This window comes from Pseudolabrys sp. Root1462, assembly GCF_001426945.1.
Taxonomy (GTDB): Bacteria; Pseudomonadota; Alphaproteobacteria; order Rhizobiales; family Xanthobacteraceae; genus Pseudolabrys.
Genome location: NZ_LMFS01000001.1, coordinates 1,647,805 through 1,668,887 on the forward strand (window position 1 = coordinate 1,647,805; position 21,083 = coordinate 1,668,887).

Below are 21,083 nucleotides of genomic sequence, written 5' to 3' on the forward strand. Positions count from 1 at the left end.
GGCACCCGCGCAGCGCGCACCGACCGGTGCGCGCTCACGCCTTCGGCTTCACCGTCTTCCACACGCCCTGCGCCGTCGCCACCACGCGGGTGCCGACGACGAGATCGGCGGCCATGAACACCAGCGAGCGGGTTCGGCGGACCACCCGGCACTTCGCCTGGACGAATTCGCCGATCTGCACCGCGTCGACGAAATGCACGTCTAGTTGCACCGTAGCCTGCGGTTGACGGCCGTTGGCGTACCAGCAGGTCATGCCCAACGAGCGGTCGGCGAAGGTCATGAGCATGCCGCCCTGCACGACGCCGCGGCGGTTATGATGCTTGTCCTCTGCCATGAAGGCGTAGCGGAAGCTGTCGCCATCCGGCCGCTGCCAGAACGGACCGACCAGACCGATAAAGCCTTCATCGCTGTAGGGAATCCAGCCGGCTTCGGCGGGGTCGAACGATGGGGGTAGCGGCTGATCGGCGTCTGACATGAAATGGTCCTGGAGCGTGAACCCGCCGATACCACGCCGCGTCGCCGCCCGATATCGCAAGCCGCGCGCGGGCGGCCCGTCGCGGGCGCATATCTCAGCTGACAACGAAAACCATCGAATGCGGCGACGTTTCCAGCAGGGCAGCGGCGGTGTCGCCGAAATTGAGCTTCTCGCCGGGCCGCCGCGCCGTCCCCATGACGATAAGGTTGTGCTTGCGCCGCGCGGCCTCCTTCAAGATCGCCACATCGGCGGCGTCGCTGGTGCGCACCGCGCTGCGGACGTCGACCGAATAGGTCTCGCCCAATGTCACGATGTCCTTGAGGATCGCCTCTTCGTTGCGGCGGGAGCGGGCCTTGCCGCCGGGGGCGACGTAAAGCGCGGTGACCGGCGAACGATTGGACCGCGCAATCGCGATCGCGACCTCGGCGGCACGGCGCGACACCTCGGTGCCGTTGATTGGCACGAGGATGCTGATCGTGCCGTGCAGGGGGTGCTTGCGATGTTCGTCGCGGCCATCGGTGATGACGAGAGGGCCTTCGAAGCCGGCCGCCAGATTGGTGACGTGGTCGTGAAAATGGTTCTTGCGCGCGATCATCTTTTCGAGGCCGATGATCATCGCGCCGTAGCCTTTTTCAGCTTCCTCGGCCACCGCTTCGGTGCTCGGCCGCTGCACCAGGGTCGAGACTTCGATATTGAGTTCGGTCTGCTCCTCGGCGGCCTTGGTGTGCTCGGCGCGCTCGGCGACTTCCTTGACGGTGGTCGCCGCATCTTTGGCCTTGGCGGTTTCCGCCTTGATGATCTTCTTGTCGTCGACATTGCCGCCGGTGATATGCATCACCGTGGTCGGCATTTCCCGCGTTGCCGCGATGATGCCGGCGATGCGGCTCGCAAAGGTGCCGTTGGTTGAATCGTCGACGGCGAGCAACAGACGCTCCAGTTTGGGGAGGAAGCCCTTTTCCTCAAGCTCCTCGCGATCGAGCCGCTGTTTTTCCTCCTTGCCCATGGGGATGCGCGACAGCGCCCAGCGCAAGGTCGGCGGCATCGCCATGGTGGTGATGACCGCCATGGCGACGATCATCGTGAACAGGTTCTGGGTCAGCGCGCCCATCGACAGACCGACTGAGGCGATGATGACTTCGGTCGAACCGCGGGCGTTCATGCCGCAGGCCAGCGCGAACCCTTCGCGCTTGGTCAGGCCGCCGAGTTCGGCGCCGACGAAGGCGCCGGTAAATTTGCCGACGCTGGCGATCAGGATCAGGCCGACGGTCGACCATAGGATCTCGGGATTGGCGAGGATAGTGAGGTCGGCGCTCAAGCCGGCGAGTCCGAAGAACACCGGCGCGAAAAACGCCGTGATCAGGCCGCGCAACTGCTCGTCGATGTGCTTGGTCAGGATCGGCGACTCGCCGACCAGGATGCCGGCGACGAAGGCGCCCAGCACCGAGTGCACGCCGATGAGATGCGTGGTCAGCGCCATCACCGACATGATGACGAGAATGGCGGTGATGACGGCGTATTCGCTCACCAGCACGTCGTTGGCCCAGCGGATCGCGAAGAACACCAGCCGGCGGCCGATGGTCAGGCTCACCACCATGAAGATGAATGTGCCGACGACGCTCTGCGCGATCGACAGGGCGTCGACTTCGCCGTGCAGCGCCAGCGAGAAGATGATGGAGACGATGATCCAGCCGACACTGTCGTCGATGATCGCGGAGGCGAGGATGACCTGGCCGACCGTGCGGCGCATGAAGTTCATCTCGCGCACGACCATGGCCACGATCTTGACCGAGGCGATGGAGAGGGCGGTGCCGAGGAAGAGCGACGTGATCAAACGGTGGTCGGGATGCGGCAGCATGTCGGCCGGCATGAAGTAGCCGAGCGCCACGCCGCAGCCGAACGGCACGATGATGCCCATCAACGATGCATAGACCGAAGCCTTACCGGTCTTGCGCACCAGTTGGAGGTCCGTCTCCATGCCGGTCAGGAGCAGAAGCAGCAGGATACCGGCCTGCGAGATGCCGTCGATCATCGCCTTCTGCTCGGGCGACTTCGGGAAGATCAGGTGCTGCAGGTCGGGGGCGAGGAGGCCGAAGAAGGAAGGCCCGAGCAGCAGGCCGGCGATCAATTGCCCCATGACCGCCGGCTGGCCGATGCGCAGCATGGCTTCGCCGAGCAGGCGGCCGGTCAGCATCAGCGCGGCAAGCTGGGCGATGAAAATGACTTCGGAGGGGCCTTTGCCGCCTTCGGCAGCCAGCGCCGGGCCGGCCGCAAGCGTCAGTGCGCCGACAACGAGGATCAAACTCGCTCGTCCGGCCTTGTGGTCTGGAAGGATCGACAGAAATGCCCCCGTGCCGCTCTAGTCTCTGGGACCCACTAACGGGGCGGGGTCGCCAAAGTTCCACAGATCTTGCAATTGCAAATTATTCGCAACTAGGCTATCACGACGGACCGAAGCCGAATTCCGGCGTGCGACGGTAGGAGTATTGGTCTTCGATGAACGTCATCAGTCGCGATGCCGCTCCGGCCACGCCGCCGGATGGTTTCCGTGCCGGCCGCGGCGACGACGAGCGTCTGAGCCTCGCCGAAGTCCATAGCTCGGTTGCGGTGCCCGTAGGCGGGCACTGGATGCGCCGGCTGCTGGCCTTCTCCGGGCCGGGCTACATGGTCTCGGTCGGTTACATGGACCCCGGCAACTGGGCGACCGATCTCGCCGGTGGTTCGAAGTTCGGTTACACGCTGCTCTCAGTCATCATGATCTCGAACCTGATGGCGATCCTGTTGCAGGGGCTGTCGGCGCGGCTCGGCATCGCCACCGGACGGGACTTGGCGCAAGCCTGCCGCGCCGCTTATCCGCGCCCGGTCGGCTGGCTGCTCTGGGTGGCCTGCGAGCTCGCCATCATCGCCTGCGACCTTGCCGAGGTGATCGGCACTGCGATCGCGCTGAAGCTCCTGTTCGGCATCCCGCTGGTCGGCGGCGCGATCTTGACCGCGCTCGATGCCTTCCTTGTCCTGATGCTGATGAGCCGCGGCTTCCGCTACCTCGAAGCCTTCATCATCGCGCTGCTGTTCATCATCGCTTTGTGCTTCGGCGCGCAGATCGTGTTGGCGGCGCCACCGGTCGCCGCGGTGCTGGGCGGCTTCGTGCCGTCATCGGCAATCGTCACCAATCCGGAGATGCTCTACATCGCCATCGGCATCATTGGCGCGACGGTGATGCCGCATAACCTCTATCTGCATTCCTCGATCGTGCAAACGCGCGCCTATGAGCGCAACGAGGAAGGCAAGCGCAGTGCCATCCGCTACGCCACCACGGACTCCACGATCGCGCTGATGCTGGCGCTGTTCGTCAATGCCGCCATTCTCATCGTCGCGGCGGCGGTCTTTCATGCCAACGGCAAGGACGTCGCCGAGATCGAGGAAGCCCATGCACTCTTGTCGCCGCTGCTCGGCGTCGGCATCGCTTCGACCTTGTTCGCGGTGGCGCTCCTGGCATCGGGCCTCAACTCGACGGTGACGGCGACGCTTGCCGGCCAGATCGTGATGGAAGGCTTCCTGCACATCCGTCTGCCGCACTGGGTGCGGCGGCTGATCACACGTGCCATCGCCATCGTGCCGGTGGTCGTGGTCGCGGCGCTATACGGCGAGAGTGGGACCGCGCGGCTACTGATCCTCAGTCAGGTCATCCTGTCGATGCAGTTGCCATTCGCCGTGATCCCGCTGGTGCAGTTCGTCTCCGACAAGCGCAAGATGGGGACGTTCGCCATCTCGCGCCCGGTCGCGGCGCTCGCCTGGCTGGTTGCCAGTGTCATCGTCGCGCTGAACGTGAAGCTGCTGTTCGAAACGTTCGCGGGCGGTTGATTACTTATCGACCCTTGTCCAGCCTGCCGGCATCAGGCGTTCCTGCGGCAGGAAGCGGCCCTTGTAGTCCATCTTCTTCGAGCCCTGCACCCAGTAGCCGAGATAGACGTAGGGCAAGCCCATCGCCTTGGCGCGGGCGATGTGATCGAGGATCATGAAGGTGCCGAGCGAGCGTTCGGCGGCCTCCGGATCGAAGAACGAATAGACCATCGACAGCCCGTCCGACAAAACATCGGTCAGTGCCACCGCCAGCAACTGCCCGGCGCCGCGGTGGGTGAAACCGGAATCGGCGTCGCGCTTGCGATAGTTGATCACGCGGGTATCGACGTGGCTGTCCTCGATCATCATGGCGTAGTCGAGCACCGTCATGTCGGCCATGCCGCCGTCGCGATGCCGGGCGTCGAGATAAGCGCGGAACACGGAATATTGCTCGGAGGTCGGCGCCGGGTTGCGCATGTCGCCGATGACGTCGTCGTTGAGCTCGAGGTTGCGCCGCATGTTGCGCGACGGCTTGAAGTCGTTGACGACGACGCGCACCGAAACACAGGCGCGGCAGGTCTCGCAGGCCGGGCGATAGGCGATCGACTGGCTGCGTCGAAAGCCGCCATGGGTGAGCAGGTCGTTGAGCTCGCCGGCGCGCTCGCCGACCAGATGCGTGAACACCTTCCGCTCTTCCTGTCCCTTGAGGTATGGGCAGGGCGACGGCGCGGTCAGGTAGAATTGCGGCGTGTCGCGGGAGTGCTGGGTCAAGGTGTCAAGGCCGTGTGGTGAACCTGCCGGGTTGATGTCATCTGTTTCGGGACTCGAGACAGTCTAGCATTGCGCGGTCCTTTGGTTCCGTCAAAGGCTGGCCGAGCCTAAGCGGCGGGCGCATAGGTGCGCAGCGCTGCCGCCCGGCTGGCGTTATTGACGATCACGGTGCCGAGCAGGATGTCGTGCAGCAGCCGCTTACGCCTGTTGAAGAATGCGACCAGCAGGATGAATGGCGTCAGCGCCGACACGGTGACCCAGTACAGGACGACGTGCACGGCACCGAGGACGAAATAGGCCGGCGCGCCGTACCAGGTGCGCATTTCCAGGTCCATGACCCGCATGCCGACGGTCGCCGAGCGTTCGCCGGCGACTCCGAGGCCGAAATAGACGATCGCCCAGATCACCGAGGCCGGCGGCAGCGGCCAGTACAGTGCCCAGCCGAAGCCCAGTGTCACAATGCCGAACACGAAAATCACCATGGCGGCCAGAACGACCGGGATCGCGATCAGCACGAAATCGATGACAAAAGCGACGACCCGCCGCGACAGCACGCCCTCGAACAGTTCCGGATTGAGATCCGGGTCATAGGCATGTGGCCGGACATCCATTGAGATCGACATGAAACGGGCCCCGAATTTCTGGTCTGCGTCAGCTTAACCGCAAATGGCGGGCCGCCGAAACCTCTGCAAGGGGCCGGCGACCGGTTGGCAGGGTGGGGTGACCTGCGGCATGGTGCGGCACCGCCCGCCGAATCCCGAAAGCCGAGCCAGCAACCGTGACCGTCACCATCGCCGATATCGACGCCGCGCGAAAAGTCATTGCCGGGGCGGTGCTGCGCACGCCGATGCTGCCGGCGCCTCGGCTGTCGGCGCTCACCGGGGCCGAGGTGTTCGTCAAATACGAAAACCTCCAGGTGACCAACTCGTTCAAGGATCGCGGGGCGCTCAACAAGCTGTCGTCGCTGACCGAGGCCGAATGCGAGCGCGGCGTCGTCGCCATGTCGGCCGGCAATCATGCCCAGTCGGTCGCCTATCACGCCGCCCGGCTCGGCATTCCGGCGACCATCGTCATGCCTGTAACGACTCCGCATGTGAAGGTCGCAGCCACGCGCTCGCACGGCGCCGAGGTGGTGCTCCATGGCGAGACCGTCGCCGACGCACAGGCGCGCTGCGAGGCGATCCAGGCCGAGCGCGGCATGACCTTGGTGCACCCGTATGATGACGAGAAGGTCATCGCCGGTCAGGGCACCATCGCCCTGGAAATGTTCGAGGACGTACCCGACCTCGACATGATGGTGATCCCGATCGGCGGCGGCGGGCTGATCTCCGGCAACGCCATCGCGGCGAAGGCGCTCAATCCGAAGATCGAGATCGTCGGGGTCGAGGCGCTCCTTTATCCGTCGGTGTGGAACGCCCTGGAGCACGGCAACCGCGCGATCGGCGGGCCGACGCTCGCCGAAGGCATCGCCGTCAAGAACGTCGGCAAGCTGACGCTGCCGATCATCCGCGACCTCGTCTCCGACGTGCTTCTGGTCGACGAGGCCCACCTCGAGCGCGCGGTCAACGCCTACCTGACGCTGCAGAAGACTATGGCGGAGGGCGCCGGCGCCGCCGGGCTGGCCGCGCTGCTCGCCGAGCCTGTCCGCTTCAAGGGCAAGCGCATCGGCCTGATCCTGTGCGGCGGCAATATCGATCCGCGCATTCTGGCGTCCATCATGGTGCGCGAACTCGAGCGCGAGACGCGCATCGTCTCGTTCCGCCTCACCATCCCCGATCAGCCCGGCGTGCTTGGGCTGATCGCGACGCGGCTCGGCGCCATGGGCGCCAACATTCTCGAAGTCGAGCACCGCCGCCAGTTGCTGGATGTGCCGGCCAAAGGCGCCAGCCTCGATGTCATGATCGAGACGCGCGACGCCGCCCATGCCCGCGAGGTGATCGCTGCGATGGCGGCCGACGGTTACAAGCCGGTGCGCCTCGGCACCGGGCCGCTCTAGGCGTCGGCCGAAAGCTCAGCCTTCCAACTGGCGGATGGTGCGATTGGCGCGGCGCAGCCGGCCGCTCAGCTCGCGGCCGAGGCCGGCCAGCAGCTTGATGGCGACATTCGGCGCCGTTTGCGCCAATGCGATGAATTGTGCCTCGCTCAGCACAAAACAAACCACGTCGTCATCGGCAACGACGGAGGCCGAGCGCGGACCGGCATCGAGGATGGCGAGCTCGCCGAACACGGTGCCCGGCGCGAAGGTGACGAGGCGGATGTCGCCGCTGTCGGCCTGCGCCAGATACGCGCTGACCCGGCCGCGGGTGACGATGAACATCTCGCGGCCGGGGTCACCCTCGCGAAAGATCGTCACGCCGCGCGCGTAGGTTTCGCGCCGGCTGTGGGCTTCGACAATCTTGATCTCGTCATGATTGAGGGCGGCCAGCAAATCGACCTGCGCCAGCGCGATCTCGTCGTCGGCATCATCCTTGAGCTGGGCGCCGAGCACGTCGTCTTCAGCCCATTGCAGGGCGCGATCGATATCGGCAAAGAACGGAGCCGCGCCGCCGCCGGTGACGCCGGCCTCGGTCAGGCGAATGGCGTTGTCGCTGCCGGAGCCGACGGCAATGCCGAGTTTCTGGCCTTTGCGGTTCAGCGCACGCTGCACGTCCGCCAGGATGCGGGCGCCGGTCGTATCGATTTCAGTGACGCGGCGCAGGTCGAGGATGATGTTGTGCGTGGCGGAGTCGGCGATCCGCTCGATCTCGTCGCCGAGCGTCTCGGCGCTGCCAAAGAACAGCACGCCCTGCAATTCCAGCACGAGGATGGAGGTGCCGCGCTGTTCCAGTAGCGCCACCTGGTCCGGCGCGCGGACCTTGCGCGAATGCACCGTATCGCATCGGTACATGCGGCGAATGTTGGAGTGGCTCATGCGTACGACGAACAGCGCCACGGCGATGAAGATGCCGATGAAGACCGCAACGACGATATTGATCGTCACCGACAGGATCGCCACCAGCGCGACGACCGCGAAGTCGAGCAGCATCAGGCCGCGATGACGCGATCCATTGGTCCGGATTCGCTGCGCGAGGTCGAGCGACCAGGGATCGATGTGCTGGATTGCGATGACCATGATGGTGGCCGACAGCACGCTGCGCGGCATGTAGCCGACGATCGGGAACAGCACGCCGGCGGCCAGCAGCAGGACCGCGGCGTTGATCACTACAGAGAGCGGTGTCTTGCCACCGAATGTCCGGTTGGCGATGGACGGTCCGATGTTGATGCCGCTGGTAATGCCGCCAAAGCAAGCCGACAGGACATTGCCGAGGCCAAGTCGTATCAGCAGACGGTTGCCGTCGACTTTCGGCGCGCCGGGCGCGGTGACGAGCTTGGCGCAGAGCAGGGCATCGATGGCGGCGACCACCGACAACGCGAAGGCGCCGGTGACAATGATCGGCAGTAATTCAGTGAAATCGCGCAGGCTGACGACCTCATCCAGCAGTCTGTGAGGGATCGGGCTCTCGACCGCCGCGGCAACGCCGATCATCGGTCCGAGATCCGCCTTGAGGCCGATCGCCATGAGACCGAAATAGAGCGCGCAGCCGATGCCGAGACCGACCAGCAGGGGCGGCACCCTGGTGGTGATGGCGCGCGCTTTCCACATGGCGATGAACGTCGTCAGCGCGACGACGAGACTGAGCGGCTTGATCTCCGCGAGATGCTGCGCGACGGCGGTGAATGGAATGTTGTGGTCGAAGCCGCAGACATTGCCGAGCTGCACCAGGAACAGCAGCGCCGCCGCGGCGTTCTGCACGCCGGCCATCACCGGGTGCGGCGTGAACCGGATCAGCGTGCCGAGCCGCACCAGGCCGAACAGCGCCTGAAAGGCGCCGCCGAGCAGGATGGTGGCGAAGAACGACAGCAAGACGAGGTGCAGGTGCGCGCCATCGCGCAACACGGCGGCGTTCGAATGCAGCAACTGGTACAGCAGCGCGCCAAGAAAGAACGTCGTCGTCACGCGCGGGGCATAGACGGTGGTGGTGCGGTCGCCAAGGATAACGCAGGCAAAGCCGACGACGATCGCGGCGTACAGACCGGCCAGTGCGCCGTGGGCGAAATAGCTGTCGCCGAGGGCCCCGAACGCGAACATGCCGTAGCCGACCGCGAGCGGCAGGGCGAGGGCGGCCGAGACCAACCCGCCGGTCAGATCGCTGCGCCAGGTGGAAAGGGTCCCGGACGCGAGCAGGCGCTTCCTGAGGCCGCCATCCGGACGAAGGGTCGCGTTTTCCATGGAAATGGGGCCGGCGGCGGGGAGGAGCGCTAATTGCCAGCCGGGACTTTACAGGAAGTCAGGAGCGCTTTCGCGGCCTATCCACACGGCCGTACCGGTGACACACAGCCTTTGCTGCGGCCGCGGGCAACGTTTCGCGCCTTACAAATGCCGGTCGTTGCGGTTGGCCCGCGCGGCATCGTGGTCGCGGACTTTCTTGGCCCACCATGCGGTGCCGAGAAACGCGAGGATGCAAAACACCCAAAAGGCCGGCTCAACCCAGCTCTGCTCCATGGCTCCACTCCAGCGCTTCTGCGCATATACGCGCAAGTCGCTGTGGAATGGTAGGAAATAACGCGTTAATTGGACGTCCGACGGCGTAAATGCGCCGCGCTGGTATTCACTCACTCTGCATCAGCCGCCAGAGCCGCTCGGAGGTTGCCGGCATGTCGATGTGTTTGACACCGAACTCCGACAAGGCATCGACGAGCGCATTGGCGACCGCCGGCATCGCGCCGACGGTGCCTGCTTCGCCGGCGCCTTTGACGCCGAGCGGATTGGTCGGCGTCGGCACGGGGTGGGCCTGGATCTTGATCGGCGGGAAGTCGTGGGCGTGCGGCATGGCGTAGTCCATGAACGACCCGGTCACGATCTGCCCCTCGCTGTCGAACGCAATGTTTTCCATCAGGATCTGGCCGGCGCCCTGGGCGATGCCGCCGTGGATCTGGCCATGCAGCAGCATGGGGTTGAGCACGGTGCCGACGTCGTCCACGACGGCGTAACGCACGATCTCGACCTTGCCGGTGTCGCGATCGATCTCGACCTCGCAGATGTGGCAGCCGTTCGGATAGTTGGCGGCGGTGCCCTGGAATACCGCGGTCTGGGTCAGGCCGGCTTCCATGTCTTTCGGCAGCTTGGTCGGATCGGCGGCAATGCGGGCGATCTCCTGGACATTCAATGTCTGGTTGGTCCGGGGCGACGAGAAGACGCCGTCCTCGAACTTCAGGTCGGTCTCATCGATGTTCAGGGTATGCGCGGCGATGGCGCGCGCTTTGGCGATGACCTTTTCGGTTGCGCGCAGGAAGGCCGAGCCGGCCAGCGCCGACGAACGTGAACCGCCGGTACCGACGCCGTAGAAGATCTGGTCGGTGTCGCCCTGGACGTATTGCACCTCTCCGGGCGCGATGCCGAGCTTGTCGCAGACCAGTTGTTTGAACACGGTCTCGTGGCCCTGGCCCTGGCTGTCGGCACCGGTGACCAGCGTGACGCTGCCGGAGCGGTCGAAGCGGATTTCCGCGCCTTCGGTGAGGTCGGCGGCGGCGCGCTCGATGGTGTTCGAGAGGCCGAAACCCCGCAGCTTGTTGCGCTTGCGGGATTCCGCCTTGCGCGCCTTGAAGCCCTTGGCGTCGGCGAGCTTGAGCGCGAGATCCATGTTGGTCTCGAACTCGCCGGTGTCATAGGTGAACGTCAGTCCGGTCTTGAACGGCATCTGCTGGGGCGCGATGTAGTTGCGCCGCCGCAGTTCGATCGGGTCGATGCCCATCTCGTCGGCGGCGATATCGACCATGCGCTCGATAACGTAAGCGGCCTCCGGGCGGCCGTTGCCGCGATAGGGGCGCACCGGATTGGTGTTGGAATAAACCGCGGTCACATCGACGAAGATCGCGGGCGTCCGGTAGCAACCGGCCAGCGTGCCGGCGTTGAGGAAGAAGGCCTGCATGCCCGGCTGCAGATAGGCGCCGATCGCGGCGGTCAGCTTGACGCGCAGACCGAGGAACACGCCGTTCTTGTCGAGCGCCAGTTCGGCTTCGGTGACGTTGTCGCGGGCCTGCGGGTCGGTCATGAAGGCTTCGGTGCGGGTCGAAATCCATTTCACCGGTCGGCCGACGATCTTGGAGGCGAGCAGCACCAGCGGTGTTTCCGGGTTGATCGGCGATTTCATGCCGAACGAGCCGCCGGTATCGCCGGTGACGATCCGCAGCTTGCTCTCCGGCACGCCGAGGATTGGCGCCAGATCGGCACGCGAGGGATGCGGTCGCTGGATCGCGGTATAGATCGTATAGTGGTTGTCGGTGGCGTTGTAGTCGCCGACCGCGCCGCGCGGCTCCATGGAGACGGCGGTGACGCGGTTGATGACGAATGTCTGGCGCGTGACGTGGTGCGCGTTCTTGAAGGCTTCGTCGGTCTTCCCCTTGTCGCCGATCGGTTCGACGAAGCCGACATTGTCGGCGAGCTTCGGCCAGACCTTCGGCGCATCGGGCTTCATGGCGTCGGCGGTGGCGGTGACCGCGGGCAGGGGCTCGTAATCGACCACGACCAGCTCGGCGGCATCGAGGGCCTGGGCGACCGTCTCGGCCACCACGAAGGCGACGATATCGCCGAGCCAGCGCACCCGGTCCTCGACCAGGAACGGATAGCGCGGCCGTGGCGCCGGCGAACCGTCGCGCATCTTCAAGCCGCCCGGTACCGGCAGGTCGCCGAACCCGTGCTTTTTTGCGTCGGCCGCGGTGATCACCGCGAGCACGCCGGGCGCCTCGCGGGCGGCGTCGATGTCGATCGATTTGATGGTGGCGTGCGCATAAGGCGAGCGCACCGCGACGCCATGGACCATGCCGGCGAGTTTGATGTCGTCGGTGTAGCGGCCGCCGCCGCGGATCAGGCGCGGGTCTTCGAAGCGCGGCACGCCCTGGCCGATGGCAAACTCACCCATTTGCATTTCCTCGTTTTGTATTGCGTAGCCTGTCGTCCCCGCTGAAGCGGGACGCGGCCCTTCTAATGATGACTGATATGGGGACCCACAAAAATCAGACTGCGCTGCGCAGCGTCTCGGCCACGCGCGGCGCGAAATAAGTGAGGATGCCGTCGCAGCCGGCGCGCTTGAAGGCCGTCAGGCTTTCCATCATCGCCCGCTCGCCGTCGAGCCAGCCGTTATTGGCCGCGGCCATGATCATCGCGTACTCGCCCGACACCTGATAGGCGAACGTCGGCATGCCGAAGGCATCCTTCACGCGCGCGCAGATGTCGAGATAGGGCAGGCCCGGCTTGACCATGATCATGTCGGCGCCGTCCTCGATGTCGAGCGCAACCTCGCGCAGCGCCTCGTCGGTATTGGCCGGATCCATCTGATAGGTCCGCTTGTCGCCGGTCAGCGTCTTCGACGAGCCGACGGCGTCGCGGAACGGGCCGTAGAAGGCGGAGGCGTATTTTGCGGCGTAAGCCATGATCGACACGTCGAGGAAATTGTCGCGATCGAGCGCCTTGCGGATCGCGCCGATGCGGCCATCCATCATGTCCGATGGGGCGATGATGTCGCAGCCGGCCTCGGCCTGCACCAGCGCCTGTTTCACCAGCACCTCGACCGTCTCGTCATTGAGGATGACGCCGTCGTCGCGCATCAGGCCATCGTGGCCGTGGCTGGTATAGGGGTCGAGCGCGACGTCGCAGAGAATGCCGATCTCAGGCACGGCTTTCTTGATGGCGCGTACGGCGCGGCAGACGAGATTGTTCTCGTTCAGGGCTTCCGAACCGGTCTCGTCGCGCAGCGACGGGTCGGTATAGGGAAACAGCGCGATGCACGGGATGGTCAGCTTGGCTGCGCGTTCGGCTTCGCGTACGGCCTGATCGACCGACAGGCGCTCGACGCCGGGCATCGACGGCACGGGCTGGCGCGCGTTGTCGCCGTCCATGACGAAAATCGGCCAGATCAGGTCGTCGGTGGTGACGACATTTTCCCGCACCATCCGCCGGGTCCAGTCGGCGCGGCGGTTGCGCCGCATGCGGACGCTGAGGTCGAGCTGTCGCGTGACCGCCGCCGTTTCCGGCTCGCCGGGAAGAAACCCGACCTTATGCTGCAAGGGGCGTCCGTATTTGATGGCCATGGGCAGAACTCCAGACGGCCTTCTAATAGCCGCTTCGCGACGGCCCCGCTACCCGATGCATGCCCGCCACCCATGCACGCTGGGAGCCGCCTTGACCCCGCCCGGCCGGTTTTTACATTGACCACCGAGGCCACGCCCTCGAACGCGCCGAAAGCGCGGAACTCCCGTCCGGGACGGCCCGGCGCCGCGTTGAGGAGGGCCGTCATGGTCTGGATCGTTTTGGTTGCCGCCGGTCTGCTGGAAATTGTCTGGGCGCTGGCGCTGAAGGCGTCGGTCGGCTTCACCCGGCCGGTACCGTCGGCAATCGCCTTCGTCGGCATGGTAGCGAGCGTGGTGCTGCTGTCGCTGGCGATGCGCAGCCTGCCGGTCGGCACCGCCTATGTAGTCTGGACGGGGATCGGCGCGGTTGGCGCCTTTGTCGCCGGCATCGTCATGTTCGGCGAGGACATGAACGTCACGCGTGTGATCGCGGCCGGGCTGATCGTGTCCGGCCTTGTCCTCATGCAGATCGCGTCGCCCGCCTGAGCGGGCCGGGCGGGGTCTTGGTTGCCGGCGTGCCGCCTGCTAGCAAAGCGGGTAGGGAGGCGCGGCCGATGGACTTTTCCCTTACCGAAGAACAGCAGGCGTTCCAGGCCACGGCGCGGCAATTCGCCCGCGACGCCATGATGCCGTTCGCGCGCGACTGGGACGAAGGCTCGGAATTTCCGGCCGACACCTTGCGCGAGGCCGCGGCGCTGGGCTTCGGCGGCATCTACGTGCGCGACGATGTCGGCGGCTCGGCGCTGACCCGGCTCGACGCGGCGTTGATCTTCGAAGAGCTGGCGCAGGGCTGCACCTCGACCGCGGCCTATATTTCCATCCACAACATGGTGGCGTGGATGATCGACACCTACGGCAGTGACGAGGCGCGTAAGCGCTTCCTGCCGAAGCTGTGTTCGATGGAGCATTTCGCCAGTTACTGCCTCACCGAGCCCGATGCCGGCTCCGACGCCGCCGGTCTCACCACCAAAGCGCGGCGCGACGGCGACAGCTACGTGCTCGACGGCGCCAAGGCCTTCATCTCGGGCGGTGGCATGTCGGACGTCTATCTCGTCATGGCGCGCACCGGCGAGGCCGGATCGCGTGGTATCTCCTGCATCGCGGTGGAGAAGGGCACGCCCGGCCTGTCGTTCGGCGCGCAGGAGAAGAAGCTCGGCTGGAAGTCGCAGCCGACTGCCATGGTGATGTTCGAGAACTGCCGGGTGCCAGCTTCGAACCTGATCGGCCGCGAAGGCGAGGGCTTCAAGATCGCCATGGCCGGACTCGATGGCGGCCGCCTCAATATCGGAGCCTGCTCGATCGGCGGTGCGCAGTTCTGCCTCGATCGCACTGTCGCCTACATGAAGGAGCGCAAGCAATTCGGCACGCGTCTCGCCGATTTCCAGGCGCTGCAATTCCGCATCGCGGACTACGCCACCGAGCTCGATGCCGCGCGCCTGCTGCTACACCGCGCCGCCGTCGCTGTCGGCGACAAGGAGCCGGCGGCAACGCAACTCGCGGCCAAAGCCAAGCGCCTCGCCACCGATACCGGCTTCGAGGTGGTCAACGGCTGCCTGCAACTGCACGGCGGCTACGGATATTTGCGCGATCATCCGATCGAGCGCGTCCTGCGTGACGTCCGCGTGCACCAGATCCTCGAGGGCACCAACGAGGTCATGCGCGTGATCGTGTCGCGCAACATTCTGGGGAATTGATCCATGACCTTCGCGGCCTGGAGCGGTGAATTGGCGCTGGTGACCGCAGCGATGTTTGCCGGCGTAGCCTTCTACATCAACTTTGCCGAACAGCACGCGCGGTTGCAACTCGACGTCCGCGCTCTGCTCCTCCAATGGAAGCGGTCCTATGCGCGGGGCTTCATCATGCAGGCGAGCCTGGCAATCATCTCAGGCGCATTCGGTATCCTCGCATTCATCATGACGTATGATTGGCGCTGGCTGGTAGGGACCGCGCTAATTCTGGCCAACTGGCCGTTTACCCTGTTCATTCTTATGCCGACCAACAAACTGTTGCAGGCTACATCGCCGGAAGCCGCCGACGAGGTGACGCGCGGCCTGATCGAGCAATGGGGCAGATTGCACGCGGTACGAACCGCCCTCGGGGCTTTGGCAACGGCTTCCTTTTTGTGGGCGATGACGTGAGCGATTCCGAAATTCTTTTTGAACGCCGCGGCGCCGCCGGGCTGGTGACGCTGAACCGGCCGAAGGCGCTCAATGCCGTGTCGCATGGCATGGTGCTGGCATTGCGCGCGCAGCTCGATGAATGGGCCGACGATCCTGCCGTGACGCGCGTCGTCATCGCCGGCGCCGGCGAGAAGGCATTCTCGGCGGGCGGCGACATCCGCCACCTCTACGATCTCGGCAAGGCCGGCCGCGCCACCGAGGCGCTGCAGTTCTGGCGCGACGAATATCCTCTCAACACCCTCATCAAGAATTACCGCAAGCCCTATGTCGCGTTGATCGACGGCATCGTCATGGGCGGCGGCGTTGGCCTGTCGGTGCACGGCTCGCATCGCGTCGCCGGCGACCGCTATTCCTTCGCCATGCCGGAAGTCTCGATCGGCTTCTTTCCCGATGTTGGCGCCACCTGGTTTCTGCCGCGCATGCCCGGCGAACTCGGCACCTACTGCGCGCTGACCGGCGAGCGCTTCAACGCTGCCGATGCACTCGAGGCCGGGCTCGCCACGCATCGCATTGCGTCCTCGCGGTTTCCGGCGCTGATCGACGGCCTGACCGGCACCGTGTCGGTCGACGCCGTGCTCGCCGCCTTCGCCGAGCCGGCGGGGGAGGGGCCGATCTGCCCGCGCCGCCGCCTGATCGATCACGTCTTCGCCGGATCCGACGTCGAGGTCATCCTCGAACGGCTCGATCATGAAGCCGCCACAAAAAGCCCGGATGCCGAGTGGGCGGCGAAGACGGCTACTCTGATGCGCGGCAAATCGCCGACCTCACTGAAGCTGGCGCTGGCGCAGGTGCGCTTCGGCGCGGTGCACGACTTCGAGACCTGCATGCGGCTGGAAATGCGCATCGTGTCGCGGATCGTCGAAGGCCACGATTTCTATGAAGGCGTTCGCGCCGTCATTGTCGACAAGGACAACAGACCCCAATGGAATCCACCGACGCTGAAGGGCGTGACGCACGCGGAGATCGACCGCCATTTCGCTTCCCTAAATTCTGGGGAACTGGCGCTGCCGTAGCCGGCGACGACAGCAGCGATCCTTATGCGGCCGACGATCTGCGCAATCTCGAGCCGGTGCACGAACACGACGGCGAGCCGACCGTCGGCATCTGGACGCGGCGGCTCGTCATTTTCCTGCGCGTCATGGCGGGCGTGTCGCTGCTCAAGGGCCTGTATCACTGGTCGCGGATCTGCGGCGTTGGCGTCAGCGACGAGGATCTCTATGTCACCCATGCCATCGCCTGGCAGACCGCGACGGTTTTCTTCGCCGTCATCGATCTCGTCGCCGCCGTCGGGCTGTGGCTCGCCGCCGCCTGGGGCGCGGTGATCTGGCTGACCGCGGTTGCCTCGATGATCGCGGTGCAGTTGTTTTTTCCGCAGGTGTTCGGCCGCGGCATGTTCAGCATTCTGTTCGAGGCCGGCGTGCTTGCCGTTTATTTGATGCTGGCGCTGAAGGCGGCGCGCGAACAGCCGGTGTGATCAACAAGACAAAGGCATAACGGGAGAACGACGATGGCGCGGATTGCATTTATCGGACTCGGCAACATGGGCCTGCCGATGGCGGTCAACCTGATCAAGGCCGGTCACCAGGTCGAAGGCGTCGATGTCAATCCGGCCGCGATCGACAAGCTGAAGGCCGAAGGCGGCGTCAACGTCGAGTTCGCCCATGTCGCGGCGGCGCGGGCCGACGTCGTCGTCACCATGCTGCCGGCCGGCAAGCAGGTGAGGGAGGTCTATCTCGGCAATAACGGCGTGGTCACCGCGGCGCAGCCCGGCACGCTGCTGATCGACTGCTCCACCATCGACGTCGACACGGCGCGCGCGGTCGCGGCCGAGGCGGAGAAGAAAGGCCTCTTGATGCTCGACGCGCCGGTGTCCGGCGGCGTCGGCGGCGCCACCGCCGGCACGCTGACCTTCATGGTCGGCGGTTCGGCCCAGGCTTTCACCCGCGCTGAATCGATTTTACAGAAGATGGGCAAGACCATCGTGCATGCCGGCGGGGCGGGGACCGGCCAGGCGGCGAAGATCTGCAACAACATGATCCTCGGCATCTCGATGATCGCGGTGTCTGAGGCTTTCATCATGGCCGAGAAGCTCGGGCTCGATCACCAGAAACTGTTCGACATCTCGTCCAAGTCGTCCGGTCAGTGCTGGGCGATGACGACTTACTGTCCCGTTCCGGGACCGGTGCCGACGTCGCCGGCCAATCGCGATTATCAGCCGGGATTCACCGCGGCGATGATGCTGAAGGATTTACGTTTGGCGCAGGATGCGGCCAAAGCCGCCGGTGCGAACGCGGAACTCGGCGCGCAGGCGGAAAGACTCTATTCAGCTTATGCCGACAGCGGCGAGGGCGGCCGCGACTTCTCCGGCATCATTCGTTTCATTCGCGGCTGAAGACGCGCATTTTCGTGGCGCGCGGCGCCGCTTTTGCACCGCTGCGGATGCATGTGGTGAACGAGTTCTTGCGCCGACTGCTTCAAATGGAGACGGCAACAGATCGTTCACCGTTTTAAATAAACCTAATCTTTATGCTGTTATTTAAGCCGTTTTTAGAAGGCCCCGCATAAGTTGACGCCTATTAGGGACGAGGAAAACAGGGCCTCGCACCCGGCCAAAAAGGCCAAGTAGAAAGCGAAGGGGCGTTAGACATGAAAGCCGTCGTCAAGACGGTCGAACCCGCCGAACGCGAAGCGCGGTTCGACACTATCCGACCACTGTATCACGAGGCGCTGACCTTGGTGGAGCGGCTGCATCGCCGGTTGCTCGACGTGATCAAGGACGAGTTCGACCGCCGCGGACGCTCCGACATCAATTCGGTGCAGGCGCTGCTGTTGTACAATATCGGCGACAAGGAGCTCACCGCCGGCGAACTGCGTACGCGCGGTTACTATCTCGGCTCCAACGTCTCCTACAATCTGAAGAAGCTTGTGGAGATGGAATTCCTCGATCACCAGCGTTCGCGCGTCGATCGCCGTTCGGTCCGCATCAAGCTGACCGCCAAGGGCCAGGAAGTGCGCGATATCGTCGATGCGCTCTACCAGAAGCACGTGCGCACGGTTGAGCAGGTCGGTGGCATCAATGCCGACGAGTTCGCCAACCTGAACAAGTCGCTGCATCGGCTCGAGCGCTTCTGGACCGATCAGATTCTGTACCGCCTCTAAGATCTTTCGAGGGTCTTCGCTTTCTGGCGAGACGACTTGCCCCGGCCGGCATCCTCCCCGGCCGGGGTTTTGTCGTTGGCGCGGTGCGCGTTATGAATGCCGCAATAACGCGCAACGAAACGGTGAAGCCATGGTCCCTTCGGTCGGCGCCTTTGCCATCATTCCCTGCAACGACCTTTCGGCCTCGACTGCATTCTGGCAACGGCTCGGCTTCAAGCGCGTCGGCGGCGAGAGCGAGTATCTGCTGATGTCGGGCTGGGGCTGCGAAGTGCATCTGACGCAGGCCGGCTCCGGCGAATGGCGCGTGCCTGATAACAATCCCTTCGGTGTTTTCATTCGCACGCCGGAAGTGGCGGCGATTGCGGCGCGCGTCGATGATCTCGTCATCCGTCCGGGCGGCGTTCTCCGGCACCGCGAATGGGGAATGTACGAAGTCGGCATCAACGGGCCGGACAGTTTGCTCGTGCGCGTCGGGTGGCCGTCGGACTTGATGTCACAAACGTCCGTTCCGGAAGCCGGGCTATAATTTAGCCGCCACTGCGGGACCGGTTTCTCGAGGCGCTGTCATGCTCGCTTGGGGCACCGCAAAGCCGACGTGGCGGTCACCAGCCCAAAGCTCAACGGCATAGCCATCCAGCTCGATGCGGGCTTTTTCCAACGCCTCATCGTCGCCGCGGCATTCAAAGCACCAGGACTGGCCAACGATGTTGCCGGACTCGTCGAGTTTGAAAGCACGGTATTCTGCCATAAGAAATTTTAACCCCGGCTGGCTGTGATCCGCAAGGGATAAGTATCTGAAATATCATATGAAAATGTCTCACTTGACACAGTTTTGCAACTTTATGGAACTTTATATAATTGAGTGCATTGAGTAAGTAGCTCAATGAGGCGACCGATGAACGGGTCAGAGAGGGGCGAAAGGCTCCAGGTCATGCTCTCGGCGGAGGAGCTGAGGGCGGTCGACGAATTCCGCTACAGGCATAAAATTCCGAGCCGCGCCGCCGCCGTTCGGGAACTTCTGCAAATCGGCCTTTCCGGGAGCGTGACCGACGGGGACGGTCGCAAATCAAGCGAGTACGGCCTCTTCGGGCGCGGCGCCAACAGCCACTCCGCCGGGGAATAAGGCGGCGCTCTGCGGGCGGCTATGGCTTGTGTATGATGCGGCTCCCTTCCAATGGAGCGCACATGGCAAAGGCCTACTGGGTCGCAACCTATCGCACGATCTCGAATCCGCAGGCGCTCGCCGCCTATGGCGAACTGGCAGGCCCGGCGTTGAAGGCAGCCGGCGGCCGTGTGCTGGCCCGCGGAATGCCGTCGGCCACGCTCGACGGCGGGTACATGGGGCGCACCGTGGTGGTCGAATACGACAGCGTCGAAGCGGCGCTCGCCGCCTATAACAGCCCGGCCTATCAGGAGGCGCTCAAGCTGCTCGGCGACGTCGCCAAGGAGCGTGACATTCGCATCATTGAAGCGGTATAGGCACCGAATCCACCATGGCCTTTTAGGGGGAAGCGTGAATACGTCGCCTTTGCCTCCGGAAAGCGACAATCCGCAGTGGTGGCCGCAACATGTGCGAAAGGCTTTCCATGCGCTTGGAGCAGTTCTCGGCGCCGGGCAACTAAAGCCCGAAGACCTGAGTTTGGTCGACGAGAACTTGCTCTCTGGTCACCGCGTAAAATTCGAACACGAACCTGCACGGGAGCGGGGGGAACGGAAGGGGGTTTATCATCTTCATATATCCGGACCGGTTTTTGCGGGGGCTTGGCGTTTCACCTCCGGACATCTTGAGCGGCTCGCGAGAGCGACTACGCGCGAACAATAACTGGCGCTCTGACCACTAATGTTGCCCCCGGCCGCCGTCGCCGAAGGCGCGCTCCAGCGCGATGGCTTCCTCGAGATCGGCGCAGGGCACCGCGGTGGTCGGCAGGCGGGCGAGGTCCTCCTGAGAGGCGCCCGGCACCAGCGGCTTGCCCTTGATCAGATAGGTGTCGAAGCCGCGCGCTGACGACGAATCCGGATACAGCGCGAACACGATGTCGTGCGCCTCGATCGCCTTGCGCAGCGCCTCGGCCGGCGCCGGCGCCGCGGTGAAGCGGGTCAGGTTGTCCCGCGCCATTTGCAGAAGCTGGGCATTGGTCATGGCGTCCCCATTACGTCACAACGGCGGGCGAGGCGAGTCAGCTAAGATATCGGACCGATGGCGGACAAATCCCAAGTCAAATCCGAAGTCTATTTCGAGATCACGGTGATCGGCGGCAGCGCCAAGGTGGCGGCGGTCGATGCCGCGACCTTGATCGAGGTGGCGGTGATCGGACCGGCAAGGGCGTCGGTGGCCGACCTGAAGAGGCTGGCGCTGGGCAAGCTGAAGGCACGCATCGCCCGCGAACGCCGCACGTTGGAAAAACCCTGAAACTCCCTACATCTTGCGCCTGTCCACGGCGTCCCGCGCCACCGCTTGGCCAGCCGGGGCCGATATGCTATTCGCAACTGCGAAC

The 21,083-nt window shown here is 64.6% G+C and carries 22 protein-coding genes; 13 read left to right on the top strand and 9 right to left on the bottom strand.

The window, feature by feature from the left end:
* Positions 1-34: 34 nt before the first annotated feature.
* Both ASD45_RS08035 and ASD45_RS08040 read right to left on the bottom strand, forming a co-directional pair.
* Entirely contained in the window at positions 35-475 is a 441-nt protein-coding gene (locus ASD45_RS08035; RefSeq protein WP_082540715.1) for a PaaI family thioesterase, read from the bottom strand.
* 94 nt (positions 476-569) lie between these two features.
* Positions 570-2,774, bottom strand: coding sequence for a cation:proton antiporter (locus ASD45_RS08040; RefSeq protein WP_056911008.1), 2,205 nt, complete (start codon positions 2,772-2,774; stop codon positions 570-572).
* A gap of 194 nt (positions 2,775-2,968) precedes the next feature.
* On the opposite strand from ASD45_RS08040, the gene ASD45_RS08045 reads away from it, so the two are divergent.
* Positions 2,969-4,333, top strand: coding sequence for an Nramp family divalent metal transporter (locus ASD45_RS08045; protein WP_056911009.1), 1,365 nt, complete (start codon positions 2,969-2,971; stop codon positions 4,331-4,333).
* Here the strand turns inward: ASD45_RS08045 and ASD45_RS08050 are convergent, their stop codons facing one another.
* Together ASD45_RS08050 and ASD45_RS08055 are read right to left on the bottom strand one after the other, a co-directional pair.
* Positions 4,334-5,083: an arginyltransferase gene (locus ASD45_RS08050; RefSeq protein WP_056911010.1), complete on the bottom strand. Its 750-nt coding sequence runs from the start codon at positions 5,081-5,083 to the stop codon at positions 4,334-4,336. It lies immediately after the preceding gene.
* Positions 5,084-5,190: 107 nt separating this feature from the next.
* A complete protein-coding gene (locus ASD45_RS08055; protein ID WP_056911011.1) occupies positions 5,191-5,706 on the bottom strand; it encodes an RDD family protein in 516 nt (171 codons plus the stop codon).
* Between the two features lie 155 nt (positions 5,707-5,861).
* On the opposite strand from ASD45_RS08055, the gene ASD45_RS08060 reads away from it, so the two are divergent.
* Complete coding sequence (locus ASD45_RS08060; RefSeq protein WP_082540716.1) at positions 5,862-7,079, top strand: threonine ammonia-lyase; 1,218 nt, start codon at positions 5,862-5,864, stop codon at positions 7,077-7,079.
* A gap of 15 nt (positions 7,080-7,094) precedes the next feature.
* Here the strand turns inward: ASD45_RS08060 and ASD45_RS08065 are convergent, their stop codons facing one another.
* The 4 genes from ASD45_RS08065 to hemB all read right to left on the bottom strand — a co-directional run bounded on the left by ASD45_RS08065 (position 7,095) and on the right by hemB (position 13,210).
* Positions 7,095-9,353 carry a SulP family inorganic anion transporter gene (locus ASD45_RS08065; RefSeq protein ID WP_056911013.1) on the bottom strand — a complete coding sequence of 753 codons (2,259 nt, stop codon included), beginning with the start codon at positions 9,351-9,353 and terminating at the stop codon, positions 7,095-7,097.
* Between the two features lie 141 nt (positions 9,354-9,494).
* Positions 9,495-9,626, bottom strand: coding sequence for a hypothetical protein (locus ASD45_RS24165; protein ID WP_280136401.1), 132 nt, complete (start codon positions 9,624-9,626; stop codon positions 9,495-9,497).
* A 106-nt stretch (positions 9,627-9,732) separates the two neighbouring features.
* Positions 9,733-12,042 carry a xanthine dehydrogenase family protein molybdopterin-binding subunit gene (locus ASD45_RS08070; RefSeq protein ID WP_056911014.1) on the bottom strand — a complete coding sequence of 770 codons (2,310 nt, stop codon included), beginning with the start codon at positions 12,040-12,042 and terminating at the stop codon, positions 9,733-9,735.
* A 94-nt stretch (positions 12,043-12,136) separates the two neighbouring features.
* Complete coding sequence (gene hemB / locus ASD45_RS08075; RefSeq protein ID WP_056911015.1) at positions 12,137-13,210, bottom strand: porphobilinogen synthase; 1,074 nt, start codon at positions 13,208-13,210, stop codon at positions 12,137-12,139.
* Positions 13,211-13,414: 204 nt separating this feature from the next.
* Between hemB and ASD45_RS08080 the strand changes: the two genes are divergently transcribed.
* The 10 genes from ASD45_RS08080 (at position 13,415) to ASD45_RS08130 (ending at position 20,067) form a co-directional block, all read left to right on the top strand.
* The gene (locus tag ASD45_RS08080) at positions 13,415-13,735 is read left to right on the top strand and encodes an SMR family transporter (RefSeq protein WP_056911016.1); all 321 of its coding nucleotides are present in this window, start codon (positions 13,415-13,417) and stop codon (positions 13,733-13,735) included.
* A gap of 68 nt (positions 13,736-13,803) precedes the next feature.
* Positions 13,804-14,943: an acyl-CoA dehydrogenase family protein gene (locus ASD45_RS08085; RefSeq protein WP_056911017.1), complete on the top strand. Its 1,140-nt coding sequence runs from the start codon at positions 13,804-13,806 to the stop codon at positions 14,941-14,943.
* A 3-nt stretch (positions 14,944-14,946) separates the two neighbouring features.
* Positions 14,947-15,387 (top strand): DUF1772 domain-containing protein, encoded by a 441-nt coding sequence (locus tag ASD45_RS08090; RefSeq protein ID WP_056911018.1) that lies wholly within the window; start codon positions 14,947-14,949, stop codon positions 15,385-15,387.
* Positions 15,384-16,442 (top strand): enoyl-CoA hydratase/isomerase family protein, encoded by a 1,059-nt coding sequence (locus tag ASD45_RS08095; protein WP_244485251.1) that lies wholly within the window; start codon positions 15,384-15,386, stop codon positions 16,440-16,442. The genes ASD45_RS08090 and ASD45_RS08095 overlap by 4 nt, the downstream gene beginning before the upstream one ends.
* Before the next feature lie 56 nt (positions 16,443-16,498).
* A complete protein-coding gene (locus ASD45_RS08100; RefSeq protein WP_056911020.1) occupies positions 16,499-16,903 on the top strand; it encodes a DUF6163 family protein in 405 nt (134 codons plus the stop codon).
* 33 nt (positions 16,904-16,936) lie between these two features.
* Positions 16,937-17,821 (top strand): 3-hydroxyisobutyrate dehydrogenase, encoded by an 885-nt coding sequence (gene mmsB / locus ASD45_RS08105; RefSeq protein WP_056911021.1) that lies wholly within the window; start codon positions 16,937-16,939, stop codon positions 17,819-17,821.
* A 254-nt stretch (positions 17,822-18,075) separates the two neighbouring features.
* A complete protein-coding gene (locus ASD45_RS08110) occupies positions 18,076-18,588 on the top strand; it encodes a MarR family winged helix-turn-helix transcriptional regulator (RefSeq protein ID WP_056911022.1) in 513 nt (170 codons plus the stop codon).
* A 130-nt stretch (positions 18,589-18,718) separates the two neighbouring features.
* On the top strand, positions 18,719-19,114 hold the full coding sequence (locus ASD45_RS08115; protein WP_056911023.1) for a glyoxalase: 396 nt from the start codon (positions 18,719-18,721) through the stop codon (positions 19,112-19,114).
* Positions 19,115-19,183: 69 nt separating this feature from the next.
* Entirely contained in the window at positions 19,184-19,348 is a 165-nt protein-coding gene (locus ASD45_RS08120) for a hypothetical protein (protein WP_156380757.1), read from the top strand.
* 425 nt (positions 19,349-19,773) lie between these two features.
* Complete coding sequence (locus tag ASD45_RS08130; protein WP_056911026.1) at positions 19,774-20,067, top strand: DUF1330 domain-containing protein; 294 nt, start codon at positions 19,774-19,776, stop codon at positions 20,065-20,067.
* 358 nt (positions 20,068-20,425) lie between these two features.
* On the opposite strand, the gene ASD45_RS08135 is transcribed toward ASD45_RS08130, so the two are convergent.
* On the bottom strand, positions 20,426-20,728 hold the full coding sequence (locus tag ASD45_RS08135) for a hypothetical protein (protein ID WP_056911027.1): 303 nt from the start codon (positions 20,726-20,728) through the stop codon (positions 20,426-20,428).
* Positions 20,729-20,785: 57 nt separating this feature from the next.
* Here ASD45_RS08135 and ASD45_RS08140 point away from each other — a divergent pair, with 57 nt between their 5' ends.
* Entirely contained in the window at positions 20,786-20,998 is a 213-nt protein-coding gene (locus tag ASD45_RS08140) for a hypothetical protein (protein ID WP_056911028.1), read from the top strand.
* Positions 20,999-21,083 lie beyond the last annotated feature (85 nt).

What these genes read in the sequence shown, in the direction of transcription:
- ASD45_RS08035 (WP_082540715.1), bottom strand. Translation starts at nt 475, where the DNA reads ATGTCAGACGCCGATCAGCCGCTACCCCCATCGTTCGACCCCGCCGAA.
- ASD45_RS08045 (WP_056911009.1), top strand. Translation starts at nt 2,969, where the DNA reads ATGAACGTCATCAGTCGCGATGCCGCTCCGGCCACGCCGCCGGATGGT.
- ASD45_RS08055 (WP_056911011.1), bottom strand. Translation starts at nt 5,706, where the DNA reads ATGTCGATCTCAATGGATGTCCGGCCACATGCCTATGACCCGGATCTC.
- ASD45_RS08065 (WP_056911013.1), bottom strand. Translation starts at nt 9,353, where the DNA reads ATGGAAAACGCGACCCTTCGTCCGGATGGCGGCCTCAGGAAGCGCCTG.
- ASD45_RS24165 (WP_280136401.1), bottom strand. Translation starts at nt 9,626, where the DNA reads ATGGAGCAGAGCTGGGTTGAGCCGGCCTTTTGGGTGTTTTGCATCCTC.
- ASD45_RS08070 (WP_056911014.1), bottom strand. Translation starts at nt 12,042, where the DNA reads ATGGGTGAGTTTGCCATCGGCCAGGGCGTGCCGCGCTTCGAAGACCCG.
- hemB (WP_056911015.1), bottom strand. Translation starts at nt 13,210, where the DNA reads ATGGCCATCAAATACGGACGCCCCTTGCAGCATAAGGTCGGGTTTCTT.
- ASD45_RS08080 (WP_056911016.1), top strand. Translation starts at nt 13,415, where the DNA reads ATGGTCTGGATCGTTTTGGTTGCCGCCGGTCTGCTGGAAATTGTCTGG.
- ASD45_RS08085 (WP_056911017.1), top strand. Translation starts at nt 13,804, where the DNA reads ATGGACTTTTCCCTTACCGAAGAACAGCAGGCGTTCCAGGCCACGGCG.
- ASD45_RS08090 (WP_056911018.1), top strand. Translation starts at nt 14,947, where the DNA reads ATGACCTTCGCGGCCTGGAGCGGTGAATTGGCGCTGGTGACCGCAGCG.
- mmsB (WP_056911021.1), top strand. Translation starts at nt 16,937, where the DNA reads ATGGCGCGGATTGCATTTATCGGACTCGGCAACATGGGCCTGCCGATG.
- ASD45_RS08110 (WP_056911022.1), top strand. Translation starts at nt 18,076, where the DNA reads ATGAAAGCCGTCGTCAAGACGGTCGAACCCGCCGAACGCGAAGCGCGG.
- ASD45_RS08115 (WP_056911023.1), top strand. Translation starts at nt 18,719, where the DNA reads ATGGTCCCTTCGGTCGGCGCCTTTGCCATCATTCCCTGCAACGACCTT.
- ASD45_RS08130 (WP_056911026.1), top strand. Translation starts at nt 19,774, where the DNA reads ATGGCAAAGGCCTACTGGGTCGCAACCTATCGCACGATCTCGAATCCG.
- ASD45_RS08135 (WP_056911027.1), bottom strand. Translation starts at nt 20,728, where the DNA reads ATGACCAATGCCCAGCTTCTGCAAATGGCGCGGGACAACCTGACCCGC.
- ASD45_RS08140 (WP_056911028.1), top strand. Translation starts at nt 20,786, where the DNA reads ATGGCGGACAAATCCCAAGTCAAATCCGAAGTCTATTTCGAGATCACG.